Here is a 20,215-nt window from a genome sequence, read left to right on the forward strand (position 1 = left end):
TTGCCTGAGCTTATATTGCGCTTGTGGCCGATCGGCGACAGGGGAAAAGCGCCGCTCGGGGGACGCGGGGTGGGGGGGATTCGTGCAGGAAGGAGCGCAACGAAACGTTTCTTCGTCACGTCATGTGGAGTTGGCCCGATCCACAAGGTGGCTTACCGGGCTGCAAATCAGGTAGATCATGGTCATGAAGTTGGCCTCGTTACGATAGGCGCGTGCGCATGTCATGGCCGCCCGGAACTGCTCGTTCATGCCCTTCCAGACGCGCGTTGATCAGGCCGAAGAGCCAGCGCCTCAAGACATGCTCGGCGTGCCGGTGCGCCGTCTCTCCGGAAGCAGGGGGCAGCCGCCGCCTGATGAAGCCTCCCGGCCCTGTCTGCGGCTGACCTCCTACACTGAAAGGCACAGCGGCCATCGGGAGTTACGCCATGGGCAATCGCCTGGTAAGAGGGATGATGGCCGGGTTCGTGGCCACGCTGGTCATCTCGATGATCCTGATCCTGCGCCTGGCGGCGGGGATCATCCCCTGGTACGACCCGATCGAGGTCATGAACCTGGCCGCCCAGGACCTGCTCGGCACGCCGGACAGCCGGATGCTGGCCTGGGGCATCCATTTCGCGGTGGGCACCCTGATCTGGGGCGTGCTGTTCGCCTTGCTGGTGCCCTACCTGCCGGGGCGCACGCCCACGCGGCGGGGCCTGGAGTTCGGCGTGGCCAGCTGGCTGGTGGTGATGGTCACGGTCTTTCCCCTGGCGGGGTCCGGCCTGTTCGGCCTGGGCCTCGGGCTGGTGGCGCCGCTTTCCATGCTGCTCGCCCATGTGGTGTTCGGCGCGGTGATCGGCGCCGTCTACGGCTGGGCGAAAGGCGTGCTCTAGGTATGCCCCCAGGCGCCTGTCGGACGTGACGCGGCGCGGGCATTCGGTTCATCGCGTTTCTGCGTGTCGCCCCGCGAGGAGGTCACAGCATGGCGGAGATCACCGAGGCTCGTCAGCTCTGCGACGACCTGGCCGCGCACTGCAAGGCCGTCGACCGGTGCCTGATCGGCATCGAGCACGAGGTCTTCCTGTTCACCCGGGCGGACCACCGGCCCCTGCGCTATGCGGGGCGGGATGGCATCCGGGCCGTGCTCGAGGCCTTCCAGCGCTTCGGCTGGCGGCCTAGCCGGGAGGGGGAGCGGCTCGTCGGCCTGACCCGCGGCGCGGCTGCCATCACCCTGGAACCGGCCGGACAGCTGGAGCTGTCCGGGGCGCCCTGGGCGGACCTGCACGGCGTGCAGGCGGAAATGCTGGGCTTCCGTCGCGAACTGGCGGAGATCGCCGAGGCGATGGGGCTGGGGGTCATGGCCCTGGGCTTCGCGCCGGAGTGGACTCGTCGGGAAATGGACTGGGTGCCCAAGAGCCGCTACCGGATCATGCGCGCCTACATGCCCAGGGTGGGGGTGCACGGCAAGGACATGATGACCCGCAGCTGCGCCTTCCAACTGAACGTCGACTTCTGCAGCGAGGAGGACATGCGCGCCAAGTTCCGGGTGGCCATGGCGCTGCAGCCGCTGGTCATGGTGGCCCTGGCCAATTCGCCCTTCGCCGATGGCCGCGACAGCTCCCTGACCTCCTACCGCCATTACGTCTGGCTGCATACCGACTCGGCGCGCTGCGGCATCCTTCCGCTGGCGTTGTCGCCGACGCTGTCCTTCGCCGAGTTCGTGGACCGGGCACTGGCGGTGCCGATGTACTCGGTGGCGCGCCACGGCGAGCACCTCGACCTCGCCGGCCGCCGCTTCCCCGACATGATGCGCGGGGCCCTGGTGGAGCTGCCCGGCGAGCGGCCGACGCTGCAGGACTGGAAGGCGCACCTCAACACCCTGATGCACGACGTGCGCCTGAAGGATCACCTCGAGTTGCGCGGCAACGACTCTTTGAGCCTGGAGTACAGCCTGGCGCTGGCGGCCTTCTGGACCGGCATCCTCTACGACCGCCAGGCCCTGGCAGGCGCCCTGGCCCTGGTGGCGGACTGCGACGTCGCCCGCCTCAATCAGCTGCGCCACGAACTGCCGCGCTACGGCCTGGCGGAGAGCGAGCGGATCCCGGTCGCGGGCATCTATGCAGCCGACTCCTTCCCCCAGGCCCTGGAGCGCGCCCTGGCCCTGGCCGAGGCCGGCCTCCAGCGACGTCACCGCCTGGACGCCCAGGGGCAGGACGAGCGGCGTTACCTGCGTCCGCTCCAGGCGGTCGTCGCGCTGGGGCGGAGCCCCGCCGAGCACTGGCGGTCGCGCTACCATGGCCGGTGGCGGGGCGATCTCGGCCCCCTTTACGAACGCGCCAGCCTATGAACCGTCGCGAGGTCTGCGATGATCTATCCGCAATACCCGGCCTTCGTGGTCGAGGACATCGTGCGCCTTCGCCGGCGGCTGGCGCGCGCGGGGATTCCGCCGCGGTGCACCGACGACAACTTCATCGTCGGCACCTGGAACATCCGGGATTTCGGCGACCTGTTCGATGACTGGACCGAGAACCCGGACTCGCCCAAGCGAAACCTGCGGGGACTGGCCATCATCGCCGAGATCGTCCGCCATTTCGACGTGGTGGCCCTGCAGGAGGTCAAGCGGCAGACGACGGCGCTGCGAGTGCTCCAGGAGCGTTTCCTGGGACCGCACTGGAACCTGATGCTCACCGACGTCACCGCGGGGGACAAGGGTCGCCAGGAGCGCCAGGCCTACCTGTTCGACAGCCGGCGGATCTCGCCGTCGGGGCTGGCCGGCGAGATCGTGCTGCCGCCCACCGCCGACGGCGATCCCCAGGAACAGTTCGACCGCACGCCCTATCTGGTGGGCTTCCAGGCGGGCGGGGAGCACTTCGCGCTGCTCAGCGCGCATATCCGCTATGGCGAGGAGCCGGCCGAGCGACTTCCCGAGCTGCGCCGGCTGGCTCACTTCGTGGCCCGGGAGATCCGCGACCGCGCGCGGGAGGACGGCGCCGAGGAGGCGAACCTGATCGTGCTCGGCGACTTCAACATCGACCGGCGCCAGGGGAATCCCCTGTTCGATGCCTTCGTGGCGACCGGGTTGTGGGTGCCAGAGGCCCTGCGCACCCTGACCTCCACCTACGGCACCGAGCCCAAGCACTACGACCAGATCGCCTGGTTCCGTGACGACATGGCCCTGCGGCCCACCGGGCGGGCCGGCAAGGTGGATTTCGCCGGCGCCGTCTTCCAGGAGCTCAGCCTCTTCCAGATGACCTATCGGGTCAGCGACCACTTTCCCCTGTGGGTCGAGTTCGCCATGGACCGCAGCGACGAGACGCTGGCCAGGACCCTGGGCGTGGATGCCAACGGGCCGGATCCCTTCGGCCATATTGCCGACTGAGCCACCGCTGGGGCGACGCCGCGCCATCGGCGGGGCGCCAGGCCGCCCCCTTCCTATCCTCGGCCCGGCGGCAGCCACCGGGCCGCCACGGCGATCACCACCGCGGCGAGCGGCAGCCAGGCGCCCGGGGCCCCCAGCAGCTGCAGGGTGGCGGCACTGGTCAGGCACCACAGGGCGGGAATCGCCAGCAGTGCCCAGCCGCGTCGCGCCGGCTGCAGCAGCACCGCCACGCCGAGGGTGGCGATGGCCAGCGGGTCGGGGGCGAGGCCGATCACCTCGGCGCCGGCCAGGCCGCGGCCGTGGAGCAGGGCGGTGAGCGGATGCACGAAGACGGCGTAGGCGACCAGCCCCAGGCCCGGCCACCGCGATGGCTCCCGGCGTGAGGTCGACACGCGCGCGCCTCGCCCCAGACCCAGGACGAGCAGCAGCAGCGCCTGGAGAGCGAACAGCGGCACCAGGTAGCGGATGCCCCAGTTGACGGGGGCATACTGCTGCCACAGGAAGGCCCAGCCGACGAAGCCCCAGGCCGCCGCCAGCACGGCCATGGCCAGGCGCAGCCGTCCGGCAGCGGGGCGCCACAGCGCCAGCAACAGGCCCGCGCCGAGGGCCAGGGCGAGCCATTGGGCCGGCCACAGCGCCTGGTTGTGCAACACGAACAGCCGCTCGTAGACCCGCAGCGAGACCATCAAGAAGTCCCCGGGCCGGTAGGTCCACCATTCGCTCATGGCGTCATCCCGTCATAGGGCCCGCACATGCTCGGCCATGCGCCGGCGTAGCGCGGCGTCGGGCAGCGGCTCGCGGGCCGCGGCCAGGTTCTCGCGCACGTGGTCGACCCGGGTGGTCGCGGGAATCGCGCAGCTCACCGCGGGGTGGGAGACGATGAACTTGAGGATCACCTGCGCCCAGCTCTCGGCGCCGATCTCGGCCGCCCAGCCGGGCAGCGGCTCGCCCGCCAGGCGGCGGATCAGGCGCTTCTGCTGGAAGGGGCGGTTGGCGATCACCCCCAGGCCGCGCTCGCGGGCCAGTGGCAGCAGGCGCGCCTCGGCCTCGCGGTCGACGATGTTGTAGGTGAGCTGCACGAAGTCGAGGTCGGCCTCGCGCATGATGCGCTCGAGGGTCCCGTGGCGGCGGCCGTGGGAGGTGGTGATGCCGATATGGCGCACCTCGCCGGCGGCCTTCATGGCCCGCAGGGTGTCCAGGTTGGCCTCCCAGGCCAGCAGGTTGTGCACCTGCAGCAGGTCGAAGCGCGGCAGGCCCCAGTCGCGCCGCGAGGCCGCCACCTGTTCGGGCCCCTCGGCGGGGTTCGAGGTCCAGACCTTGTCGGCGGCGTAGACCCGGTCGGCGGCGTCGAGGGTGGCCAGTCCGTGGCCGATGGTCGCCTGGGAGGAGCCGTACATCGGCGAGGAGTCGATCATCCGCCCGCCGCCGGCGAAGAAGGCGGCCATCACCGCCGTGCATTCCTCGAGCAGCAGCGGGTCGTCGCCGACGTTGAAGGTGATCCAGCTGCCGAGCCCCACCCGCGGCAGGGCCTCGCCGGTGGCGGGCACCTCGCGGGTCAGGATCTCGCTCGCGCGGGCGGGGAAGGGGGGCAGCGCCGCGCCGGCGGCGAGGGCCAGCAGGCCGCCGAGCAGCCGGCGACGCGACAGGCGGTGGAATTCCGGAGACATGGGCCCTCCCGGGTGGCTTGCTGTGGGCAGTGTAGACGCCCGGCGCGTTTCCTCGGTTCCCACCGGGTCAGACGATGCGCGGGTGTCGCGCGCGGTGCTGGCAAGGGGGCAAGCAGGGAGGGCTCCCGGTGGCCGATGCGCCGGCGAGACGGTGGAGGCGGGCATCAGGGGCTATGTTGTGGGATATCACCGCCGGGGTGGGGATCACCGCCGTGACCCCCGCCTGCGGCGCCATCCTCCTGTGGCGAGATCAGCATGGCGAGACCGGATCGCACCCCCGATGCCCCGCAAGACCGTCCACCCAAGGGGGGCGGGCAGGGCCCGCCCGGCCCACCGCCGCTGCGTCCCCAGCGGCAGCAATGGCTGATGTTCCTGTGGCTGGCGATCGCCATCCTGGTGGTCGCGAACTTCATGGAGGCGACGCAACGGCCGGACCGGGTCGAGTTCACCTACTCCGAGTTCCTCGAGGCGGTCGAACAGGGAGAGGTCGAGGAGGTCATCCTGCGCGGGCAGTCCGTGGAGGGCACCTTCACCGAGCAGGCTCGCACGCGGCGCGATCTCGATGCGGGGGAGGGGTTCAGCACCACCCGGCCGACGGTGGAGGGGCGCCAGCTGCTGGATCACCTGCAGGCCCACGGCGTCAGGATCATCGCCCGACCGGAGGACCCGCCCTGGTGGCAGAGCATGCTGATGCTGGCCGTGCCCTGGATCCTGCTGCTCGCCTTCCTGTTCTGGTTCTGGAACCGCATGCAGCAGCGCATGATGTCGGGGGGCGGCCCCTTCGGCGTTGGCCAGTCCAGGGCGCGCCAGATCAAGGCCGAGGACAGCGACGTGCACATGGAGGACGTGGCGGGCTCGGAGAACGCCAAGCGCGACATCTTCGAGGTGGTCGACTTCCTCAAGCAGCCCGAGCGCTACCGCGCCCTGGGCGCCAGGGTGCCCCACGGGATCCTGATGATGGGCCCGCCGGGGACCGGCAAGACCCTGATGGCCAAGGCCGTGGCCGGTGAGGCCGGGGTGCCCTTCTTCAGCATCAGCGGCTCGGAATTCATCGAGATGTTCGTCGGCGTGGGGGCCGCCCGGGTGCGCGACCTGTTCAAGAAGGCCAAGGAGCAGGCGCCCTCGGTGATCTTCATCGACGAGCTGGACTCGATCGGCCGGGCCCGGGGCACGGGCATGGGCGGCGGCCACGACGAGCGCGAGCAGACCCTGAACCAGATCCTCTCCGAGATGGACGGCTTCGAGTCGCACCATGCGGTGGTGGTGCTCTCCGCCACCAACCGCCCCGACGTGCTCGACTCGGCGCTGCTGCGCCCGGGGCGCTTCGATCGCAAGATCGTCCTGGAGATGCCCCACCGCCAGGCCCGGGAGGCGATCCTCAGGGTCCATACCCGCGACATGCCGCTGGCCGACGACATCGACCTGGCGCGGCTGGCCGCCATCACCACCGGCTTCTCCGGGGCGGATCTGGCCAACCTGGCCAACGAGGCGGCGCTGCTGGCCGGGCGCCGGGAGCGGGAGATCATCGACTGGGCCTGCTTCTCGAATGCCCGCGACCGCGTGCTGCTGGGCGAGGCCAAGGATGTCGCCCTGTCCGAGGCCGAGCGCCACCGAGTGGCCTATCACGAGTCCGGGCATGCCCTGCTGGCCTACCTGCTGCCTCAGGCCGACCCCCTCGAGAAGGTGACCGTGCTGCCCCGGGGGCAGGCCCTCGGGGTCACCGCCCAGGTGCCGGACGAGGAGCGCTTCACCTATGGGGAGGCCTATCTGCGCGATCGCCTGACCGTGATGTACGGCGGCCGGCTGGCCGAGGCCATCGTCTTCGGTGAGGTCAGCAGCGGCGCCCAGGACGACCTCGACCAGGCCACCAAGCTGGCCCGGCGCATGGTGGCTCGCTGGGGGATGAGCGAGCGGGTCGGCCCGGTGGTCTTCACCCAGAGCCATGAGCATGTCTTCCTCGGCAAGGAGTTCTCGCAGCCCCGGGAGCACAGCGAGGAGACCGCCAGCCTGGTGGACGCGGAAATCCGCCGGCTGCTGACCGACGTCGAGTCGCGTGGCCGGGAACTGCTCGAGCATCACCGCGAGGCCCTGGATGCCTTGGCCGAGGCGCTGGAGCGTCGCGAGACCCTCGAGTTCGATGAGATCCATGAGCTGCTCGAGGCGCATCTTCCCGGCGCTGCCGGCGAGGCGCCAGGGCACCGCGCCCACCGGGATGCGCCCGCGCCCAAGGGGCGCGACGCCTGAGGCGGCGCGAGGGGGAGCCTTCCCGGCGCCCCGGCAGGCGGGCGTCATGTCGCGATGCGCAGGCAACCGTTCTCGATGCGCCCGGCGGCTCCATAGCGCCAGGGGCGGTTGTGCAGGCCGTGGCCGATGGGCAGGCCGGTGAACAGCGGCAGCGCGAGGGGGGCGAGGGTCTTGGCGACGATGGCCTCCAGGGTCGTCTCGCCGTGGGGCGTGCAGCCCTCGAAGGTGCCCAGGCACACCGCCGCGGCCTCGTCCAGGGCACCGGCATGCACCAGTTGCCACAGGGTGCGCTCCAGGCGGTAGTAGGGCTCGCCCACGTCCTCGAGGATCACCAGCGCGCCGGGCGGTGCCCGGAAGGCGGCCGGGGTGCCGACGAGGCTCGCCAGGGTGGCCAGGTTGCCGCCCACCACCGGCCCCTGCAGGGTCGGTGGCGCCGGCCGGTGGGCGGTCAGCGGGTAGTCGAGGGGCGCCGGTCCGCGGAGCAGTGCCAGGGTCTCCTCGAACTGGCGGCGGATCACCTCGCGGGACGCCTCGTCGGCGTCGAACAGGCCCCCTGCGGCCTTGGCCACCGGCCCGTGGATGGCCGGTAGCCCGTGGCGACGGCACTGGTCGAGCAGCACGGTCACGTCCGAATAGCCGATCAGCGGCTTGGGGTGGCGCGCCAGGCGGTCCCAGTCGATGCCTGCCACCAGCTGGGCGGCGCCGTAGCCGCCACGCACCGCCCACACGGCCTGGGTGCCGGGGTCGGCGTAGGCGGCATGCAGCTGGGCGAGGCGCCGCTCGCGGCTGGCCGCCAGGTAGCGCTCGGGCGCCTGCAGCGGCTCCTCGACGCGCACCTCGACGCCCAGGGACTCCAGGCCGCGGATGCCGGCGGCCACGGCCGCCGGGGCGGTATGGGACGAGGGCGCGATCAGGCTGACGGCGAGCGACATGGCAAGGGGATCCTGTGGCGAGCGGAGGGACAGGAGGGCATTGTCGGCAGGATGGCGCCGGCTGTCACGCCCGCGCGAGTCGCCCTGGCGGCGAGCCGGCGGCAGGGAGGGGCGCGCTCAGTCGGCGTCCCGGTGGGTGTGGACCCCTCGGGCGATCAGGGCATCGGCCAGCGCCCGGGCGGCCAGGGCGAACTCCACCCGTGCCGTCGCCAGGGCGCTATGGTCCCGGGACCGGTGGTCATGCTCCAGACGGTCGAGGCGGGCCTTGGCCTGGGCCAGGCGGCAGGACAGGGAGGTGTCGAAGCCGATGCAGGCAGGGGGGAGGTCGGGGGACGTGAGCCGCTGGTCCACCAGCGGTTCCGGCAGGTCGTGGCTGCTCATCGAGACATCCATTTCGCACTCTCTGTGTGGCCCTCATGATCTGTGAATAGTGCGGTTTCGCAGGTGCGTCAATCGGAATCGTGGGCCCTTCCCGACGCTCGCCCCCTCCGGCCCGGCCGGAGGGGGCGAGGACGTGCCGGGGCGCCCTAGAGGGTCTTGGCCGGGCTCGCCGGGAAGGGGCGCAGATCGAGCAGTTCGACCCGGTACTCGTCGGTGGCGGGCGTGTAGGCCACGCGATAGCGGCCGGGATAGTCGCCGGGGATGCTGTAGGCGGCCGGTGTCTTCACCGGCAGGGTGGCATCCGGCCGTGACCGAAGGTAGTCCAGGGCGATCATCGGTTCGAGGAAGATCAGCCTGCCGGCATCGTAGCCGTACACGAAGGTGCGGGTGAACGGCTGGCCATGGAACTCCTCGCCGTCGGTGTCGATGCCGTGGACGCCCATGCGCTCGACGGCCGAGCCGGGCGGGATCACGTAGCCCGCCGACACCAGCGTGCTCTCCGGCGGGACGAGTCGCGCCTCGCGGTCGGGGCCCTGGAAGGTGATGGCCTGCCGCTCGGCCTCGTCGATGAGATAGAAGTACACATCGACGTGGGGGACCGAGCAGATGCCCTCGGGGATGTGGCCGATGGGGTTCCAGTTCAGCCCGATATGGCAATTGTTGTTGTTACCCCCGCCAAGTCCAGAATGCGAGGTATCCCCCTCGTTCAGGAGTCCCCCATGACCGGCACCCTCTACCGTCTCTCCGCCTTCACCCGCGACCCGAAGGGCGGCAATCCGGCCGGCGTCTGGCTGGGCGAGACCCTGCCCGATCCCGGCACCATGCGGCGCATCGCCGCCGAGGTGGGCTATTCCGAGACCGCCTTCCTCGCCCCACGCCATGGCGAGACCCGCCAGGTGCGCTACTACAGCCCCGAGGCCGAGGTCAGCTTCTGCGGCCATGCCACCGTGGCCGCCGGCGTGCTGCTGGGGCGCCTCGAGGGCGCGGGGACCTATCGGCTGGCCACGTCGGTCGGTGAGGTGCCGGTCACGGTGGAACAGGACGGCGACGGCTGGCGGGCCTCGCTGGTCTCGGTGGCGCCGGCGGTCCGGGCCGCCGCGTCCGAACTGGTCGAGGCGGCCCTGGCAAGCCTCGGCTGGCAGGCCCACGAGCTGGACCCGGCCCTGCCGCCGGCACTGGCCTATGCCGGGGCCTGGCACCTGGTGCTGGCCGTGGCCACCAGGGAACGGCTCGATGCGCTCAACTACGATTTCGCGGCGCTCAAGGCGCTGATGCAACGCGAGCGGCTCACCACCCTGCAGCTGGTCTGGCGCGAGTCGGCGATGCGCTTCCACGCCCGGGATCCCTTCCCGGTGGGCGGGGTGGTGGAGGACCCGGCGACCGGCGCCGCGGCGGCGGCGCTGGGCGGCTACCTGCGTGCGGCGGGATTGATCGACACGCCCACCCGGCTGACGATCCTGCAGGGCGAGGCCATGGGGCGGCCGAGCCGGCTCGAGGTGGCGGTGCCGTCCAGCGGCGGGATCGTGGTGACCGGCACGGCGGTGGACCTCGAGCCGACGTCTCGGCGACCCCGGCGTCAGCCGCGCCACGGCGGGCCGTGATCCGAGGATGGCGAAGTCCCGGACTCCCGGCGCCTGCCGCCGGGACCGCAGTGGGGCAGCGGGGGCGTGGTCAGTCGAGGTAGGCCGCGGTGGCCTCCCGGGCAGCGGCCTGCAGACGCAAGACACCCCACTGGCCAGGGGCGCAGTGGGGTGTGGTGAGGGCGAATGCCAGGGCATCGCGACCCTCAATGCTGCGGGTCTTCCTCGAACAGTTCGGCCTTGGCGTCGCGCATGACGTCCTCGCAGGCGGCCTGGTGGGCGAGCTGGGTGAGCAGGCTCTGGGTCACGGCGAAGCCCTTGCCCAGGCAGGTATCCACCTCTTCGCGGCTGACTTCCGGTGTGACGTTGCAGTCGATCCTGAGCGTTCTTCCGCTCCCTTCCAGCCGGTCGGCGAACGCCCGCAGCTGCCAGGCGAGCCGTTGCTTCCAGTTGGCCGATTCTTCCGCACCTTCGTTCACGCTAAACGTGCACTGCCACTCGGGTTTGTAGACTCTCATACGAACCTCCGGCGCTGGCTTGGAATGAATGCTCGATCGTCGTTGCTGCTCCGTAATCTGAAGATGTTGCCCGATCATGCTACCCGATTTCGCGCGGGCGTGCCGTATTGCAGCGTTGCGTGGGTCAAGGGATTTCGCTTAACTGATTCCACACCGGAGGCGTAGCCGGCCCGGGCGCTGGCCGGAGACGCTCCACCCCCGGCGCGAGTCGTCCGGGGCTCCCGGAAGCGAAACGACACATGAGGGCGATCGAGGTGCGCGAAGACGACACGATTGGTGTGACGGACGCCGCCTGGATCGGCCGGCTGTCGGGACTCCAGGCGGTCCTCTCGGTGATGGTGGCGATCCTGGCGGGCACGGTGCTGCTCGGCTGGGGGCTCGCGCCGTTCGGTCGCTGGCTGCCATCGGGCTGGGCGCTGATGCCGGCCAGCACCGCGGCGGCCTGCCTGCTGCTGGCGCTCGGCCAGCTGGGGCTCGCCCGGCGGATCGTCGCGTACCGCTCGGCCCGCTACCTGGGAGGCGGCATCGCCCTGGGCCTCGCGGGCCTGGCGCTGGTCGGCCACCTGGGGCCCCGCTGGGGCGAGGGCCTGCTGGCCACGGATGCCGTGCGCATGGCGTGGCCGGTCGCCGTTTACCTGCTGCTGGCGAGCCTGACCCTGCTGCTGGCCCGGCCGCGCGGCCGGGCCGTGGTGGGGCTGCGGGACGCCCTGCTGGTGGCACAGCTGGCACTGGTGCTGACCCTCGTCGGCGCCCGGCTGTTCACGGCCCCGGGGATCGTCGCCCCCGACGCCGGCCCGCTCCTGGCCCTGCACACCCTGGCCGGCCTGGCGATGCTCACCCTGGCCCAACTGGCTTACCAGGCCCGGGCGGGGCTCTTCTCGCTGCTGGCGATGCCGGGCCGCGCCGGTCGTCTGCTGCGCCGCGGCTGGCCGTTGGTGGTGCTGTTGCCCTTCCTCGTCGTGGTCCTGGCGAGCCGGTTGGCGCCGGCGTCGCTCAGCCCCCTGGCGGCGGCGCTCATGGTGGCCTCGCTGGCGACCCTGCTGCTGGTGACGGTGCTGCTGATGGGGGGCTGGAACGGCCGCCTGGAGGCGCGCCTGCGCGAGCTCTCGCTGAGCGACCCGCTGACCGGTGTCTACAACCGGCATGCCTTCGCGGTGCTGGGCGAACAGCTGCGCCGCCTGGCCCGGCGAGAGTGCGAGCCCCTGTCGCTGCTCTACTTCGATCTCGACGGCGTCAAGCGGGTCAACGACGAGTTGGGCTACGAGGCCGGCACGCGGCTGATCGCCGACTTCGCCGGGCTGCTGGCCTCCCACACCCGCGAGAGCGACGTCGTGGCCCGCCTCGGCGGCGACGAGTTCGTCGTGCTGATGCGCATGCATCCGAAACACCTGACGGGCCTGCTGACCCGCCTCGAGGGGGAGCGCCAGGCCCTCAATGCCCGGCCAGGGCAGTCCTTCGTCATCGACTACAGCCAGGGCGAGGCGGTCATCGCCCCGGACGACACCGCCGCGCTGTCGGCGCTGTTGGCGCAGGCCGAGTCGCGCATGCTCGCCCGCAAGGCCCGCAAACGCGCCTGGGCCACGGCCGCCGAGGCCGCCGTGACGCCGGCGTCGGGGCACACCCCGCCCCGGCCGGCCCCCGACTGACCCGCCGGCCCCGCGCCGCATCCCGTCAGCGACGATTCGGCGTCCCCGCCGGGCTCGACAGGCTGCTAGCGCAGCTCGATATCGGCCAGGACCCGGGTCAGCCGCTCCAGCAGCTCACCGCTGTGGCGCCAGAAGTGCCAGTACAGCGGCACCGCCAGGGAGCGCTCCGGGACGATGCTCGCCAGCCGGCCTTCGGCCACCAGCGAGGCCACCTGCAGGCGCGGCATCATGCCGTAGCCGATGCCGCCGGCGGCGAGCCGCACGAAGCCCTCCGAGGACGGGCAGAGGTGGTGGGGGAAGGCGCCGTGATAGCCGCATTGGGCGAGGAAGCGGTGCTGGAGCTGGTCGTGGGGGCCGTAGACGATCGCCGGGGCCTGGCGGAAGGCCGCCTCCGTGGGCCCCTCGGGGAAGTACCGGGCGATATAGGCCGGGGTGGCGTAGGGATGGTAGACCATGGTGCCCAGCGGCACGCAGCGGGCACCGGCGATCGGCTGATCGCTGGCGCACAGGCAGGCGGCAACGTCGCCGTCGCGCAGGCGCTTGAGCCCCACGTCCTGGTCCTCGATCACCAGGTCGAGCAGCAGCCCCTCGTCTCGGCAGAACGCACTCACGGCCTCGGCCCACCAGGTCGCCAGGCTGTCGGCGTTGAGGGCGATGCGCAGCCGCGGCGAGGCGGCCTCGAGGGTCGGCAATGCCGAGCGCAGGTCGCGTTCCAGCAGCCGGACCTGCTGGTGATGGTTGAGCAGCCGCCGTCCCGCCGGGGTGGGCTCGAGGTGGGGATGACGGATCAGCACCGGCTGGCCGAGGCGAATCTCCAGGGCCTTGATGCGCTGGGAGACCGCCGACTGCGAGAGGCCGAGCGCCTCCCCGGCGCGCTCGAAGCCGCCGCACTCGATCACCGTGGCCAGCGCCTCGAGCAGCTTGTAGTCAAGCATAAGCAAAACTGATGCAACATTAGGAGGATGATTTTTCAGTATAACGACTCGCCGCTAGGCTGGCCTCCTCACCTTCAAGGAGGACGATCGATGCTGGAGAGTTACCTGACCGGGCTGGTGGTGTGCGGGGGCATCATCGTCGCCATCGGCGCCCAGAACGCCTACGTGTTGGGGCTCGCCGTGCGGCGCGAGCACCACTGGTGGTCCGCCGGACTGTGCATGGGCAGCGACCTGCTGCTGGTCGCCGCCGGCATGTTCGGCATGAGTGCCTTGCTGCTGACGATGCCCGGTGCCCTGGAGGCGCTGCGCTGGCTGGGCGTGGCGTTTCTCGGCTGGCTGGCCCTCCAGGCGCTGCATCGCGCCACCGCCGGGCGCCGGGGGCTGGCCGTCGCCGAGGCCCGGGGCCGCAGCGTCGGTCGGGTGGTGCTGGCCACCCTCGCCGTCACCGTGCTCAATCCCCAGGTGTACCTGGATACCCTGCTGCTGATCCCCTCGGTGGGCGCCCAGCAGGACAGCGCGGGGGCCTTCGTGGCCGGCGCCGGCAGCGCCTCCATCCTGTGGTTCAGCCTGCTCGCCTGGGGCGGGGCGCTGCTCTCGCCCTGGCTGTCGCGGCCGCGGGCCTGGCGGGTGATCGACGGCGGCATCGGGGTGATGATGGCGATCATCGCCGTGCAGCTGGCCGGCGGCGAGTTCGGCGGGCTGGCCTGACCCGGCCACGTGCCGGGTCCCTCCATGCTCGAGCAGGCGCACCAGGGGCGCTATCGGGCGTTGCTGCGGGCCCGCCCCGGGCGGGGACGGATTCCGGCGCTCAGCGCGGGTGCAGCCAGCTCGGCAACAGGCCGTAGGGATCGATCGGCTGGCTGGTGTCGTGGGGGACCCACAGCGCCGTCAGGCGCGCGAAGAGGCGCTCGTCCCGGCACTCGTCGAACAGCTCGGTGCAGCCCCCCACGAATTCGCCGCCGATGAAGATCTGCGGCAGCGTCAGCACGCCGGTACGGGCCCGCAGCACCGCCCGGATCCGGCCCCCCAGGTTGTCCTGCTGGTACTCCACGGCATCCAGGTCGACGCTCTCGTAGGGGATGGCGTAGTGGCGCAGCAGCTTGCGGACCGACCAGCAGAACTCGCACCACTCCAGGGCGAACATCACCACCGGCTGGTGGGGATCGCCGATCAGCCGGTCGACCTCGGCCTCCGCCTCGCCGTCGGTGGCCGGCGTTGGTGCCGCCGCGGCGGGCGCCGGCGGGGCGGTGTCGAAGCGATAGCCGGGGGTCGAGCAGGACAGCAGGGTCTCCTCCTCGGTCATCTCGACGGGCACGTCCTCGAACAGCGGCGTGGACAGGTAGCGCTCGCCGGTGTCGGGCAGCATGCACAGCAGGGTGGTGCCCGCCGGGGAGCGCTCGGCCACCTGCAGCGCCCCGGCGAAGGTGGCCCCGGCGGAGATCCCGACGAAGATGCCTTCCCGGCTGGCCAGGTCCCGGGCGCAGCGCAGGGCGTCCTTGCCGTTGATGGCCAGGTACTCGTCGATGCGATGCTCCGCGAGCACCGGCTCCACCAGTTGCGGGATGAAGTCCGGCGTCCAGCCCTGCATCAGGTGGGGCCGGAACTGCGAGTGGCTCTGGGCGTGGCCGCCGTCGGGGAGGCGTGCCTGGGGGATGCCGCTGGCCAGGATGGCGGCGTTGTCGGGCTCGCAGACCACGATGCGGGTGCGGGGGCTCTCGCGCTTGAGGACCCGGGAGACGCCGCTCAGGGTGCCGCCGGTACCGAAGCCGGTCACCCAGTGGTCCAGGGGCAGGTCGGCGAAGTCGCGAAGGATCTCGATGGCGGTGGTCCGCTCGTGGATCGCCGCGTTGGCCGGGTTCTCGAACTGGCGGGACTGCCACCAGCCATGCTGCTCGGCGAGCTCGCGGGCCTTGGCGACCATGCCCGAGCCCTTCTCCGAGGCCGGGGTCAGCACCACCCGGGCGCCGAGGAAGCGCATCAGCTTGCGCCGCTCGACGCTGAAGTTCTCCGCCATGGTCACCACCAGCGGATAGCCCTTCTGGGCGCAGACCATGGCCAGGCCGATGCCGGTGTTGCCGCTGGTGGCCTCGACCACCGTCTGCCCCGGCGACAGGTCGCCGCGGCGCTCGGCGTCCTCGATGACGCCGAGCGCCAGGCGGTCCTTGACCGACCCCATGGGGTTGAAGGCCTCGATCTTGACGAACAGCGACACCCCCGGCGGGGCGAGGTTGTTGATGCGCACCACCGGGGTATTGCCGATCGTCTCGAGGATGTTCTGGTAGCGAAGGCTCATGGCGAGGGGCTCCCCGGACGTCCACGCTCACTGTAGGAAGGCCGGCTGGGCCTCGCCATAGTCTGTTCGGCTGAATCGAGGCGGAGGCGAACCAGCCGTGCGGGCCGCCCCGGGGCGGCCGTCGGACGGGCAAAGGAATGACAATGGCTGGACACCTCGTACGAGATCGCTTGATTCGCCGTAAGTCGACTGTCTCAGGGACACCCCTTTTTTGCGTTTTCCAACAGCACTAACTTAACTGGAAGGACTGAGAACGATGGCTCGCCCAGATGGGGGGTCAGCCTGGTTGCGTACGGGGAGGGCCGTCAGGGACGCGGGGTTCGGGCACCCATCCCCGGCGGCGCTTCTGGCGCATGAGGAGACCGATGCGATGCAGGGTAGCCCGCCGAGACTCACCGGCCCGTTCGCCTGGTTCCTGATCCTGGCCCTGGTCGCCGGGCTCGGCGCGGGAGTGCCGGCCAGGGCGGAAAACGAGTACATCCGGGTCGCGGACCATGTCGCCCGACACCCCGAGCAGCGGGCCCTGATGGCGCAGTTTGCCGAACGGGTGCACGCGCCGGCCGTGCCGCTGGCGACCCCGCCCGAGGCGCCCGTGCGTATCGCCGTCGTCTATCCGGGCCTGCAGACCTCGGACTACTGGCGGCGCAGCCTGGACGCCTTCGCGGCACGGTTGCGCCGACTCGAGGTGCCTCACGAGCTGAAGGCCTTCTTCTCCCGTCCCTCGGTGGACGTCGAACTGCAGGCGAGGCAACTGGCCGAGGCCCTGGCCTGGGAGCCGGACTACCTGGTCTTCACCCTGAATGCCCTGCCGCACAAGCGCATCATCGAGCGCTTGCTGGCCCGAGGGGAGCCCCGCCTGATCCTGCAGAACATCACCACCCCCCTGGCCGAGTGGCAGGGCCACCTGCCGTTCCTGCACGTCGGCTTCGACCATGTCCAGGGCACCCGGCTGATCGCCGACTGGATGCTCGAGCGTGCCGACCATCGCGGCGAGTACCTGATGCTCTACTTCATCCCGGGCTACGTGAGCCGCATGCGCGGCGGCACCTTCGCCGCCCTGGCCGCTCAATACCCCGCCGTCGAGCAGGTGGCGGCCTACTACACCGACGGCGACAGCGAACGGGCCTACCGCGCCACCCGGCAGACCCTCGAGGCCCATCCCGACCTGACGATGATCTTCGCCTGTGCCACGGATGTGGCCCTGGGGGCCCTGCGCGCGCTGCGCGAGACCGGGCGGGAAGGCGAGGTGCTGCTCAACGGCTGGGGCGGCGGGACGGCCGAGCTGGAGGCCCTCGCGGCCGGTGGCCTGGATGTCACCGCCCTGCGCCTCAACGATGACAACGGCATCGCCATGGCCGAGGCGATCAAGCTGGACCTGTCGGGTCAGGCCCGGCGGGTGCCCGATATCTTCGCCGGGGACATCGCCCTGATCACCCGGGATACGTCGCCCGGGGAGATCGCGCGGCTCGAGCGACGCGCCTTCCGGCTCAGCGAGCCGTCGCCGGAGGCGCCCTGATGCGGGCCTGGCGCTTCTCGCGGGTGGTGCTGGGGCTGCAGCTGGCCCTGTTGACGGCGGTCGCCGTCATCCTGCTGACCACCGCCTACGTGGGAGCCCAGCAGGCCCTGCAGCAGGGCGCCCGCCAGGCCCATGCCCGGGACCAGCGGGTGCTGGAGAGCCTGATCGAGTCCGAGCTGCGCAACATCCGGCGCTACAGCCTGGGCATCGTCGAGCTGGGCAGCCTGAGCCGGGCCCTGAGCGAGGGCGATGCCTCGGCGGTGTCCGCGATCCTCGACGGTCTGCAGGGCGACTACGAAGCCCAGCACATCGACGCACTGGTGGTCGAGACCGACGACGCGACCTTCGTCTCGACCAGTGTCAGCCTGCTGGACACACCCTTGCCGCTGGCGGCACTGAGTCGGCGGGCGGCCCCGCTGTCGACCTGGACCACGGTGAATGCCCGGCTGGAGGGCCGGCACTACAGCCTGCTGCGCCTGACCCGGCCGATCCTCGAGCCGGCGCTGGGCCGGGTGGTCGGCCGGCTGCACGTCTTCGTGCAGCTCAACGACAACTTCTGGATCACCAATGCCCTGCAGACGCTGTTCGGGGCGCGGGCCACCGTGCTCAGCCACGACGGCGCGGTGCTGGACGCTTTGGCCCAGACCCCGGGGCAACTCGATGCCCTCGAGGCCCTGGATGGTGTCGGCGGGGCGATCGTGACGACCCCTCAGGGGGTGATGCGGGAGCATGTGCTGCAGGTCGGCAGCAGTGATCGCTATCGGGTGCGCTCGCTGTTGCCCGACGACAGCTTCGCGGCGCTGCAGGATACCTACCTGTCCAGCATCTTGTCTGCCACCCTGGTGGTGCTGGGCTTCGGCATCGTGCTGATGCTGGTGCTGCGCCAGCTGACCACCCGGGCGCTGGGCAACCTCGTGAGCTATGCCGAGCAGGTGCCGCAGAGCGGGGTACCGATGCCGTTCCAGGGCGGCCGTTTCCTGGAGTTCAATCGGGTCGGCAAGGCCTTCGAGGCCATGCTCAAGCGCATCCGCGAACGCGACAAGTACCTGTCCGGGATCCTCGAGCACTCCCCCGACCTGGTCTTCGTCAAGGACCTGGAGAATCGCTATCGGCTGGTCAACGAGCGCTATGCCTGGGCGCTCCACTCGACGCCGGACGCGATGCGCGAGACCCGGGCGGAAGACGCCCTGGACGAGGAGGTAGTGGTCCTGGCCACGCAGTCCGACCGGCAGCTGCTGCGCGACCTGGCGCCGGTCAAGTACAAGGCGGACCTGCATACCCCGGACGGGGTCCATCGCTACCTGGTCACCAAGTTCCCCATCTACGACGACCGGGGGCGACCCTATCTGGTCGGCGGGATCGCCACCGACATCACCGGCATCACCCAGGTCAGGGAGCAGTTGCAGCTGGTGCACCAGGTCTTCGCCGAGACCAGCGAGGCGATCGTCGTGCTCGACGACGACCAGCGCACCCGGCTCTCCAACCGCGCCTTCGGGGAGATGAGCGGCCACGACGAGTCCCGGGCCACCGCCGTGATCCGCGATTTCCTGAGGGGCCATCCCGAGGTCGCCCATCACCTGGGGCGTGGCCACCGCTGGCAGGGCCAGTGCTACCTGCAGCAGAGGAACGGCGGTAGCCTGCCGGTGCTGGTCTCGGTCACCAGCCTGCCGCCCACCGACGGCGAGCGGCGCCATGTGCTGCTGTTCAGTGACATCACCTCGCTGAAGGTCGCCGAGCAGCGCCTGGAGCGGCTCGCCTGGTACGATCCCCTGACCGGCCTGGCCAATCGCAGCCTCTTCACCCTCAAGCTGAGCGAGGCGCTGCAGGGCGAGGACGCGAGAAGGACGGCGGTGATCTTCATCGACCTCGACCATTTCAAGGACATCAACGACACCCATGGTCACTCCCTGGGCGACGAACTGCTCTGCCAGGTGGCGGATCGCCTGCGCAGCTGTGTCCAGTCCCGTGACACCGTGGCCCGCTTCGGGGGTGACGAGTTCACCATCCTGCTGCGCGGGATCGCCCAGGAGGGGCAGACCATGGCCATCGCCCGGCGTATCCTGAGCGCCCTGAGCGAGCCCTATGACCTGGGCATGGTCTCCTGCTATAGCACCGCGAGCCTCGGGCTCACCCTGGCATCCCGGCATGGCGGCTCCGCCGAGGCGCTGCTCCGCAATGCCGACCAGGCCATGTACGAGGCCAAGTCGCTGGGACGGCAGAAGGTGGTACTCTTCGACCCGTCCATCGACGAGCGTCACCAGCAGCGCCTGCGCTACGAGGCGGGCCTTCGCCAGGCCATCGACAACGGCGAACTCTACGCGCTCTTCCAGCCCCGCTTCGACATCACCGGCCGGCGCGTGGTCGGTGCCGAGGCACTGGTGCGCTGGCAGAGCGAGGAACATGGCCCGGTGCCGCCGAGCACCTTCATCCCCATCGCCGAGAACTCCCGGCTGATCGTCGACATCGGCCGCCTGGTGCTCGGGGAGGCCTGTCACCAGGCCGCTCGGTGGGCCGAGGCGGGATACCCGGTGCCGGTCTCGGTCAACCTCTCGCCGCGTCAGCTTCACGAGGGCGAGCTGATTCGCGATATCCAGGACGCGATCCACCAGGCCGGCCTGCCGCCCCGGCTGCTGGAGCTCGAGATCACCGAGACCCACCTGATGGACAACGTCGATCAGGTGCTGCCGGTACTGCACCAGATTCGCGCCATGGGGATGGGGCTGGCGATCGACGACTTCGGCACCGGCTATTCGTCGCTGACCTACCTCAAGCGGCTGCCGATCGAGATCCTCAAGATCGATCGCAGCTTCATCATGGATGTGCCCGGCGATGTCGATGACGAGGTCCTGCTCGGCGCCATCATCAGCATGGCGCACAGCCTGAACTTCCGGGTCGTCGCCGAGGGCGTGGAGACCGAGGCGCAACGTGACTTCCTCGAGAACCTCGGCTGCGACGAGATGCAGGGCTTCCTGCTCGGCCGACCCCAGAGCGCCGGCAAGCTGCTCGGCACGCTGCGCCGCTGCGGTGAGACCGCCAGTCCGTGAAGCGGCCTCCGACACCGAAGAGGGGGCCTGCGCCGTTTTTCGCTTGCCCTGGCGCCGGCAACTGCGTAGCGTCGCCCCTCCCGCTTCCATGCCCGCTCAAG

Annotated in this window: 18 protein-coding genes; 9 read left to right on the forward strand and 9 right to left on the reverse strand. The window is 70.8% G+C overall.

The window, feature by feature from the left end:
• Window positions 1-120: 120 nt before the first annotated feature.
• The gene (locus FHR97_RS20485; RefSeq protein WP_281380455.1) at window positions 121-249 is read right to left on the reverse strand and encodes a hypothetical protein; all 129 of its coding nucleotides are present in this window, start codon (window positions 247-249) and stop codon (window positions 121-123) included.
• Between the two features lie 176 nt (window positions 250-425).
• Between FHR97_RS20485 and FHR97_RS05055 the strand changes: the two genes are divergently transcribed.
• The 3 genes from FHR97_RS05055 (at window position 426) to FHR97_RS05065 (ending at window position 3,358) form a co-directional block, all read left to right on the forward strand.
• The gene (locus tag FHR97_RS05055; protein WP_183382687.1) at window positions 426-872 is read left to right on the forward strand and encodes a DUF6789 family protein; all 447 of its coding nucleotides are present in this window, start codon (window positions 426-428) and stop codon (window positions 870-872) included.
• Window positions 873-961: 89 nt separating this feature from the next.
• Window positions 962-2,326, forward strand: coding sequence for a glutamate--cysteine ligase (locus FHR97_RS05060; protein WP_183382688.1), 1,365 nt, complete (start codon window positions 962-964; stop codon window positions 2,324-2,326).
• A gap of 18 nt (window positions 2,327-2,344) precedes the next feature.
• Entirely contained in the window at window positions 2,345-3,358 is a 1,014-nt protein-coding gene (locus tag FHR97_RS05065) for an endonuclease/exonuclease/phosphatase family protein (protein ID WP_183382689.1), read from the forward strand.
• A gap of 53 nt (window positions 3,359-3,411) precedes the next feature.
• Here the strand turns inward: FHR97_RS05065 and FHR97_RS05070 are convergent, their stop codons facing one another.
• Both FHR97_RS05070 and FHR97_RS05075 read right to left on the reverse strand, forming a co-directional pair.
• Window positions 3,412-4,083: a DUF6064 family protein gene (locus tag FHR97_RS05070; RefSeq protein WP_183382690.1), complete on the reverse strand. Its 672-nt coding sequence runs from the start codon at window positions 4,081-4,083 to the stop codon at window positions 3,412-3,414.
• Window positions 4,084-4,095: 12 nt separating this feature from the next.
• Window positions 4,096-5,025 (reverse strand): aldo/keto reductase, encoded by a 930-nt coding sequence (locus FHR97_RS05075; RefSeq protein WP_183382691.1) that lies wholly within the window; start codon window positions 5,023-5,025, stop codon window positions 4,096-4,098.
• A 255-nt stretch (window positions 5,026-5,280) separates the two neighbouring features.
• On the opposite strand from FHR97_RS05075, the gene ftsH reads away from it, so the two are divergent.
• Window positions 5,281-7,269, forward strand: coding sequence for an ATP-dependent zinc metalloprotease FtsH (ftsH, locus tag FHR97_RS05080; RefSeq protein WP_183382692.1), 1,989 nt, complete (start codon window positions 5,281-5,283; stop codon window positions 7,267-7,269).
• 44 nt (window positions 7,270-7,313) lie between these two features.
• Here ftsH and FHR97_RS05085 read toward each other — a convergent pair whose 3' ends face one another.
• The 3 genes from FHR97_RS05085 to FHR97_RS05095 form a co-directional block, all read right to left on the reverse strand.
• Window positions 7,314-8,201 (reverse strand): S66 peptidase family protein, encoded by an 888-nt coding sequence (locus tag FHR97_RS05085; RefSeq protein ID WP_183382693.1) that lies wholly within the window; start codon window positions 8,199-8,201, stop codon window positions 7,314-7,316.
• Between the two features lie 117 nt (window positions 8,202-8,318).
• Entirely contained in the window at window positions 8,319-8,582 is a 264-nt protein-coding gene (locus FHR97_RS05090) for a hypothetical protein (protein WP_183382694.1), read from the reverse strand.
• Window positions 8,583-8,728: 146 nt separating this feature from the next.
• Entirely contained in the window at window positions 8,729-9,166 is a 438-nt protein-coding gene (locus FHR97_RS05095; protein ID WP_183382695.1) for a hypothetical protein, read from the reverse strand.
• A 135-nt stretch (window positions 9,167-9,301) separates the two neighbouring features.
• Here FHR97_RS05095 and FHR97_RS05100 point away from each other — a divergent pair, with 135 nt between their 5' ends.
• The gene (locus FHR97_RS05100) at window positions 9,302-10,183 is read left to right on the forward strand and encodes a PhzF family phenazine biosynthesis protein (RefSeq protein ID WP_183382696.1); all 882 of its coding nucleotides are present in this window, start codon (window positions 9,302-9,304) and stop codon (window positions 10,181-10,183) included.
• A gap of 185 nt (window positions 10,184-10,368) precedes the next feature.
• Here the strand turns inward: FHR97_RS05100 and FHR97_RS05105 are convergent, their stop codons facing one another.
• The gene (locus tag FHR97_RS05105; RefSeq protein WP_183382697.1) at window positions 10,369-10,680 is read right to left on the reverse strand and encodes a hypothetical protein; all 312 of its coding nucleotides are present in this window, start codon (window positions 10,678-10,680) and stop codon (window positions 10,369-10,371) included.
• Between the two features lie 239 nt (window positions 10,681-10,919).
• Between FHR97_RS05105 and FHR97_RS20490 the strand changes: the two genes are divergently transcribed.
• Entirely contained in the window at window positions 10,920-12,326 is a 1,407-nt protein-coding gene (locus FHR97_RS20490; RefSeq protein WP_183382698.1) for a GGDEF domain-containing protein, read from the forward strand.
• A 65-nt stretch (window positions 12,327-12,391) separates the two neighbouring features.
• On the opposite strand, the gene FHR97_RS05115 is transcribed toward FHR97_RS20490, so the two are convergent.
• A complete protein-coding gene (locus tag FHR97_RS05115; RefSeq protein ID WP_183382699.1) occupies window positions 12,392-13,261 on the reverse strand; it encodes a LysR family transcriptional regulator ArgP in 870 nt (289 codons plus the stop codon).
• 90 nt (window positions 13,262-13,351) lie between these two features.
• Between FHR97_RS05115 and FHR97_RS05120 the strand changes: the two genes are divergently transcribed.
• On the forward strand, window positions 13,352-13,969 hold the full coding sequence (locus tag FHR97_RS05120) for a LysE/ArgO family amino acid transporter (protein WP_183382700.1): 618 nt from the start codon (window positions 13,352-13,354) through the stop codon (window positions 13,967-13,969).
• 100 nt (window positions 13,970-14,069) lie between these two features.
• Here FHR97_RS05120 and cysK read toward each other — a convergent pair whose 3' ends face one another.
• Complete coding sequence (gene cysK, locus FHR97_RS05125) at window positions 14,070-15,554, reverse strand: cysteine synthase A (protein WP_183382701.1); 1,485 nt, start codon at window positions 15,552-15,554, stop codon at window positions 14,070-14,072.
• A 370-nt stretch (window positions 15,555-15,924) separates the two neighbouring features.
• Between cysK and FHR97_RS05130 the strand changes: the two genes are divergently transcribed.
• Both FHR97_RS05130 and FHR97_RS05135 read left to right on the forward strand, forming a co-directional pair.
• The gene (locus FHR97_RS05130) at window positions 15,925-17,070 is read left to right on the forward strand and encodes a substrate-binding domain-containing protein (protein WP_183382702.1); all 1,146 of its coding nucleotides are present in this window, start codon (window positions 15,925-15,927) and stop codon (window positions 17,068-17,070) included.
• Window positions 17,070-20,114: an EAL domain-containing protein gene (locus FHR97_RS05135; RefSeq protein WP_183382703.1), complete on the forward strand. Its 3,045-nt coding sequence runs from the start codon at window positions 17,070-17,072 to the stop codon at window positions 20,112-20,114. Before FHR97_RS05130 ends, FHR97_RS05135 begins: the two co-directional genes overlap by 1 nt.
• Window positions 20,115-20,215 lie beyond the last annotated feature (101 nt).

The organism is Halomonas stenophila (genome assembly GCF_014192275.1).
In the GTDB taxonomy this organism is placed as follows: Bacteria; Pseudomonadota; Gammaproteobacteria; order Pseudomonadales; family Halomonadaceae; genus Halomonas; species Halomonas stenophila.